Consider the following 6,313-nt stretch of genomic DNA (forward strand, 5'->3'; position numbering starts at 1 on the left):
CCTCGCCCGACGGCACGGCCGGCCCGTCGGGTTGCGTCCCGACGGGCCGGCCGTGCCTGTCGACTGGAGAGACGCTGGTCAGCGCGGGCTGACCGGACGCGGTACGGGTGCTGCCGTCGGCCCGCCGGCCCGGCGGCCCGAGGTGGCAGTCACCCCGTCCGGATGTCCGCCACAGGTGGTGGTCATGGTCGGCGCGATCGTGGTGGTGCCGCCGGCGGTCACGTCGATCGCGGTGACCTCGCCGTCCTCGGCGGCGTACCAGCAGCTCTCGCCGGTGTAGCTCAAGTACTCCAGGTTCACCTCCTGGGTACGGTGCCCGCTGACGGTGAAGACCCCGTTCGAGCCGATGTTGACGTACGACGGGCTGGCGATGTCACCGGTCCGCGCGTTGTACGTCCAGGCGTACCCACCGGGGAGCGGGGAACCGTCGGCCCGGGTCACCGTGCCCGTCACGCTGCCCCCGGCGACCAGGTTCGCGTCCACCGTTGCGGTGCCCCCGACGGTCACCTGGGTCATCGTCGCGTCGAACCGGTCGGCGACGTCACCGGACCACTGCCAGGCGTAGCCGGTGTTCCGGGTCGGCGCGAACTCCACCGGCCAGCGGTACGGTCCCAGGTCGGAGATGGTGTAGCGGCCCTGCGAGTTCGAGCAGTTGGCCCCGAATACGTTGCCCTGGCCGGGGTGGAACGCGTAGGGGTAGGTACAGATGCCGGAGACGACCGCCCCGGTGGCCGCGTTGCGGACCACTCCGCTGATCGCGCCCGGCGGGTCCATCCGGATCGGCGGTACGGTGACCGTCTGCTGGTCCAGCAGTTGGACGGTCAGCGCCTCCCGCTGGTCGCCGCTGCCTCCGTTGGCGGTCACCCACTGCGCACCGTAGTACTTCTCCGGCGTGACGTACGGATTGCGCGCCTGGTACGCGTAGAGCTGCACGGTGCTCGCACCGCTGAACGGCCCGATCTCGAGACGACCGTCCGAGCCCGAGCAGTACGACTTCATCCTCGCGGACTGCCCGACCCACTTCGGTGCGACCAGGCGGACACATACCCCGCTGACCGGCGCGCCGGTGACAGCGTCCAGCACGGTGGTGACGGCGGCGGTGGCCGGGGTCAGTTCGGTGTCCGCGCGGACTACCTGTCCCCGGAGCACGTCGACGTGTCGCCCCGACTCGTCGGGGAAGTACGAGGCGCCACCGGAGACGGTCACCTCCCACCACCCGGCTGGTACCTCGTCGACCCGGACCGTTCCGTTGCTGCCACACGCCTGTCGGCCGTTCGGCGTGCTGTGGACGTAGACGCAGGGCCGCAGGACCGGCTGACCGGTCACCGCGTCGGTGACGGTTGCCTCCACCACGCCGAGCGGCAGCCACTGCTCGTCGGCGACGACGGTGCCGCCGTCGGTGACCGTGACCAGGGTGGCTTGCTCACGGGCTTCCTGCTGGGGGAACCACTGGGTGCCCCGGAAGTTGCTGTAGATCGATATCTGGTACTGGCCAGGAGCCAGGTTGCCGATCTCGTACCGGCCATCGCCGAGGGTCCAGGTATCGGTTTGCGCGCTGAAGGAGTCGTCGGCGGTACGTACGGTGACCGTGGCCTCGGCCGGCGCGTTGTTCGGGTCGGTGATCCGCCCCTTCATCGTGCCCGCGCCCACGCCCAGCGTCACGTCCCGTTCCACCAGGTCGTACGCCGGGACCCAGACGGTCTCCGCGTTGCGGTGGTCGGGTGCGTCGTACCACCAGACCGTGCGGAACCCGGACGCGTGCACCCGGACCTTGTAGCCGACGTCGTTCGGCAACCCGCTGATCGTGTAGCGACCGGTCGCGTCCGTGCAGAACTCCGCCGCGACCTCGGTGGCCGAGGTGTGCAGGGCCAGGCACGCTCCCACGATCGGCACGCCGTCGGAGCCGCGGACCAGGCCGGTGTAGCCGACGGTGTCGGCGGCCGCCGGAGCGGCGAGCGTAGGAATCAGGACGAGCGCCGCCATGGCGGCCCCCGCCACCCGCATGAGTCTCATGAGCCGGAACGATATCGAAGATTGACGATCGCCAAAGCCCCGTTGCCCACCGGCCGGGCCGGTCGGGTCAACGCTCGGGCGGGCGGACCACCGGCGCGGTGAGCGACTCGACCGGGCGCGGCGGTGCGGAGCCCGGCGACGGGGCGTCCGCCGGGGAGGCCAGTGGGTCCGGTCGCGGCACCCCACCGATGCCGGACTGCTCGGCGGCGATCTTCTCCTGGAGGCGCAGGATGCCGTGCAGCAGCGCCTCCGGCCGGGGCGGGCAGCCGGGCACGTAGACGTCGACCGGGATGAGCTGGTCGACCCCCTTGGTCACGGAGTACGAGTCCCAGTACGGCCCGCCGCAGTTGGAGCAGGCGCCGAAGGAGATGACGTACTTCGGCTCGGGCATCTGGTCGTAGAGGCGCTTGATCGCCGGGGCCATCTTGTCGGTGACGGTGCCGGAGACCACCATCAGGTCGGCCTGGCGGGGGCCGTGCGCGAAGGGGATCACACCGAGCCGCATGAAGTCGTGCCGTCCCATGCTGGTGGCGATGAACTCGATCGCACAACAGGCCAGCCCGAAGTTGAAGACCCAGAGCGAGTAGCGGCGGCCCCAGTTGAGCACGAACCGGATCGGCTCACCGAGCACTCCCGGTAGCTGCACCCCGGCCTCCTCCCGTCGCCCCGACCCACAGTCAACCACAGCGTCCCGGGACGGCGATCTGCCACAACCGGGGCGCCGGCGGGACGTGTCACTCCCGATCACCGACGGTCAGAACCGGGTGGCGTCGGAGGCGGCCCCCGCCCTGCTTGATCGACTCCGGTTGCGGCATGTTGGGCTCTCGGCCCGCCTGGATAGCCCGACATGCCGCAAGACAAGTCGATCAAGCAGGCCGGACGGGGGGCGGGGTCAGGGCCGGGCGGGTGCGGGGTCAGAAAGTGGGGCGTTGGAGCAGGCCGACGAACTCGACCAGCAACCGCTCGCGCAGGGCTGGCGGGGCAGCGTCGAGCAGCGTGTTCACGGTGGCCGTCCGGTCCGGCAGGCCCCCGGCCCCACCCAGGCCGAGCCCCTCGGCGAGACCGGCCACCAGCTCGGGCGTGAGCGCGTCCGGGCTGAGCCCGGCGGCCAGGCTGAGCAGTTCCGCCGGCAGCCGCACCGGGCCGACCGCCCGGGCCGCCGCCACCGCGGCGGCGAGGTCCGGGGCGAACTCGGCGACCTTCGGGGCCACCGAGGCGGTGACGGTCAGGTGGACGCTCGCCGGCAGTTCGCCGTACGTCATCTGGGGTTGGGTGTGCCAGCCCCGCGCGGTCAGCTCGTCGACCAGGACGAAGAGGTCGAGTCCGGGGTCGGTGCTGGTGAAGCAGACGACGGTGGACTCGGGTTCGGCCATCAGCCGCAGCCCCTCGGTGCCCCGCACCGCGGCCGCCAGGTGGCGGACCGCCTCGACGGTCCGGCCGGCCAACTCGACGTAGCCGGCGTCGCCGATGTGCCGCAGGGTCGCGTACGCGGCGGCGATCGGCCCACCGGAGCGGGTGGAGGCGATCACCGGGTTGATCATCGTGTACCCGGGCCAGTCGGCGAAGGCGAAGTACTGCGGGGCGCGCAGCGCCGCGTCCCGGTGGAGCAGCACCGACACCCCCTTCGGGGCGTACGCGTACTTGTGCAGGTCCACCGAGATCGAGGTGACCCCGGGCACGGAGAGGTCGAACCGGGGCACCGGCAGGCCGAGCCGACGCAGGTACGGCAGGGTCCAGCCGCCGAAGCAGGCGTCCACGTGGCAGCGCACCCCGGACCGGGCGGCCACCGCCGCGATCTGCTCCACCGGATCGAGGACCCCGTGCGCGTAGGAGGGTGCCGAGCAGGCCACCAGCACCGTCTCCGGACGGATCGCAGCGGCCACGTCGGCCACCTCCGGCCGCAGCGTGCGAGGGGAGACGGGCACCGGGTCGAGCGCCACCCGCAGGTAGTGCGCCGCCTTGGCGAACGCCGCGTGCGCGCTGACCGGCACCACGATCCGGGGCTCGGCGACGTCGGGGCGGGCGTCCCGGGCGGCCTTGACCGCCAGGATCAGCGACTCGGTGCCCCCGCTGGTGACACTGCCCACCGCGTCCGGGGCGGCCGTGCCCGGCCCACCGCCGAGCAGCCGCACCGCTGCCCCGACCAGCGCGTTCTCCATCGCCAACAGGGACGGGAAGGCGGTCGGGTCGAGCCCGTTGACGTGCGCGCTGCCGGCGTGGGCGGCGCTGGTCAGGTCGTCCAGACCGGGCACCGCCGGGTCGTAGACGTAGGCGAAGAGGCGTCCGCCGTGGGTGGGCCGGTCGGCGGCGCGCAGCGCCCGGATCTCGGCGAGCACCTGCTCCGCCGGTACGCCCCGCGGCGGCAACGCCGACGGGGCCGCGTCCGTCCCATCGGCCGGAGCCGCCTCGGGCAGGTCGGTCGGGGCCGCGTCCGCCGGGTCGCCCGGAGGCGCCTTGGGCAGGTCGGTCGGGGCCGTGTCCGCCGGGTCGCCCGGAGCCGTCCTCAGGTCGTCGGTCATCGACTGGCTCTCCCCTTCTGTTCGCGGTCGGCGACGGTGGGCCGCTCGGCGGTTCGGCCGGTGGTTCGGCCGGCGGCTCCGTCAGCGGCCCGCTCGGTGGCTCGGTCGGCGGTTCGGCCGGCGGCTCCGTCAGCGGCCCGCTCGGTGGCTCGATCGGCGGTTCCGTCAGCGGCCTGCTCGGTGGCTCGGTCGGCGGCCTGCTCGGCGGCGGCGAGCCGTTCGGCGGTCAGGTCGTAGCGGCGCAGCAGCAGCACGGCCGGACCGACCAGCAGCGCGGGCAGCACGGTGAAGCCGAGCAGCACGCCGAGGCGGGCGGTGTCGGACTGGGCCGCCGCCGAGCCGGTCGCCGAGGAGACGTACCCGGAAAGCTGGAGCACCAGCCCGTAGATGCCGGGGCCGAGGGCCAGTCCGAAGGTCTCCCCCGCCGTCCAGAGCCCGGTGAACACGCCGGCCTGGCGGCGGCCGGTGCGCGCGGTGTCGTACGCGATGCAGTCGGGAAGCATGGCCAGCGCGAAGACCTGCTGCCCGGCGTAGCCGCACCCGATCGCCGCGACCAGCGGGTAGACCACGGCCGGGGGAAGCACCGGCGCGGCGGCCAGCGCCAGCGCGCCGGCCGCGAAGAGCACCGACGCGGCGACCAGCGCCGCGCGCTTGCCCACCCGCGCGCCGACCCGGGTCCAGAGCGGCATGACCAGCAGGGCGGGGCCGACGAAGCACGCGAACAGCAGGGTCGGCCCGGTTTCCGGGTCGACCAGGATCTGGTCGGCGAAGTAGTTGACCCCGGCGAGGATGGTCGCCACCCCGGCCGACTGCACCACGAAGCAGATCAGCAGCACCCGGAACGGGCGGTTGCGGCCGGCGACGGCGAGCTGCGCGCGCAGGGTCGGCTCGCTCTCCCCGACCTCGCCGGCCGGGGCGCCCCGGGTGCCGAGGAACGCGCCGAGCGCACCCGCCACGATCAGGGCCGCGACGAACACCCCCATCCAGCGGTGCCCGGGAACGCCGTCCCCGCCGGCGGTCACCACCAGCGGCGCGACCGCGCCGGAGACCAGGATGGCCACCGCCAGGACGGCGATCCGCCAGCTCATCAGCCGGGTCCGCTCGGCGTAGTCGCCGGTCAGCTCGGCCGGCATCGCCACGTACGGCACCTGGAAGAAGGCGAACGCGGTCGCGGTGGCGAGGAAGGCGACCGCGACGTACACCGCGGCGCCCGGGCCGGTGCCGAGCGGCGCGGCGAAGATCGCGGCGAACAGCACCCCGAGGGCGACCCCGGCGAGGAGGAGGTACGGCCGGCGCGCGCCCCAGGGGGACCGGGTCCGGTCGGAGATGCGTCCGGCGACCGGGTTGACCAGCACGTCCCACGCCTTGGGCAGGAGCACCAGCAGGGCGGCCACGCCGGCCGCGACGCCCAGGGTGTCGGTGAGGTACGGCAGCAGCAGCAACCCCGGCACCGTGCCGAAGGCCCCGGTCGCCAGGGAGCCGAGGGCATAGCCGAGGTGCACCCGGCGGGGCAGCTCAGCCGACGGCGCGTCCATGGAGCCGAATGGTACTCACATTGTGTCGGTCGTCACGTCCTCGGGTGCGGGCGGGCCGGGGCGGGTTCGCCGGGGTGGGGTGGGGTGGGGTGGTAGCAGGGGACCCCTGTTACCGCTTTCTTGGGTTCTAGTGGTGGTTGCAACACCTGACGTGTGCAGGGGTTGTGGTGTTCGGGTTGCGTGGGGTGCGGGCTCCTCAGGGTCGGGTGAAGTTGTCTGCCGAGCGGCAGGCTTATCTTGATCTTG

The 6,313-nt window shown here is 73.2% G+C and carries 3 protein-coding genes and 1 pseudogene; all 4 read right to left on the minus strand.

Annotation, left to right across the window (positions count from 1 at the left end; translation table 11 throughout):
- Positions 1-78: 78 nt before the first annotated feature.
- A complete protein-coding gene (locus QSK20_RS15670) occupies positions 79-2,013 on the minus strand; it encodes a carboxypeptidase-like regulatory domain-containing protein (RefSeq protein ID WP_285789316.1) in 1,935 nt (644 codons plus the stop codon).
- 67 nt (positions 2,014-2,080) lie between these two features.
- The gene (locus tag QSK20_RS15675; protein WP_285789317.1) at positions 2,081-2,659 is read right to left on the minus strand and encodes an NADH-quinone oxidoreductase subunit B; all 579 of its coding nucleotides are present in this window, start codon (positions 2,657-2,659) and stop codon (positions 2,081-2,083) included.
- 268 nt (positions 2,660-2,927) lie between these two features.
- Positions 2,928-4,532, minus strand: coding sequence for a pyridoxal phosphate-dependent decarboxylase family protein (locus QSK20_RS15680; RefSeq protein ID WP_285789318.1), 1,605 nt, complete (start codon positions 4,530-4,532; stop codon positions 2,928-2,930).
- A 203-nt stretch (positions 4,533-4,735) separates the two neighbouring features.
- Positions 4,736-6,067 (minus strand): annotated as a pseudogene (locus tag QSK20_RS15685) (MFS transporter); the annotation flags it as partial.
- Between the last annotated feature and the right edge of the window lie 246 nt (positions 6,068-6,313).

The sequence above is a fragment of the Micromonospora sp. NBRC 101691 genome (assembly GCF_030269285.1).
Classification (GTDB): domain Bacteria; phylum Actinomycetota; class Actinomycetes; order Mycobacteriales; family Micromonosporaceae; genus Micromonospora; species Micromonospora echinospora.

Excerpts from the sequence above, each read along its gene's own strand:
- QSK20_RS15680 (WP_285789318.1), bottom strand. The coding sequence starts at position 4,532 with ATGACCGACGACCTGAGGACGGCTCCGGGCGACCCGGCGGACACGGCC.
- QSK20_RS15670 (WP_285789316.1), bottom strand. The coding sequence starts at position 2,013 with ATGAGACTCATGCGGGTGGCGGGGGCCGCCATGGCGGCGCTCGTCCTG.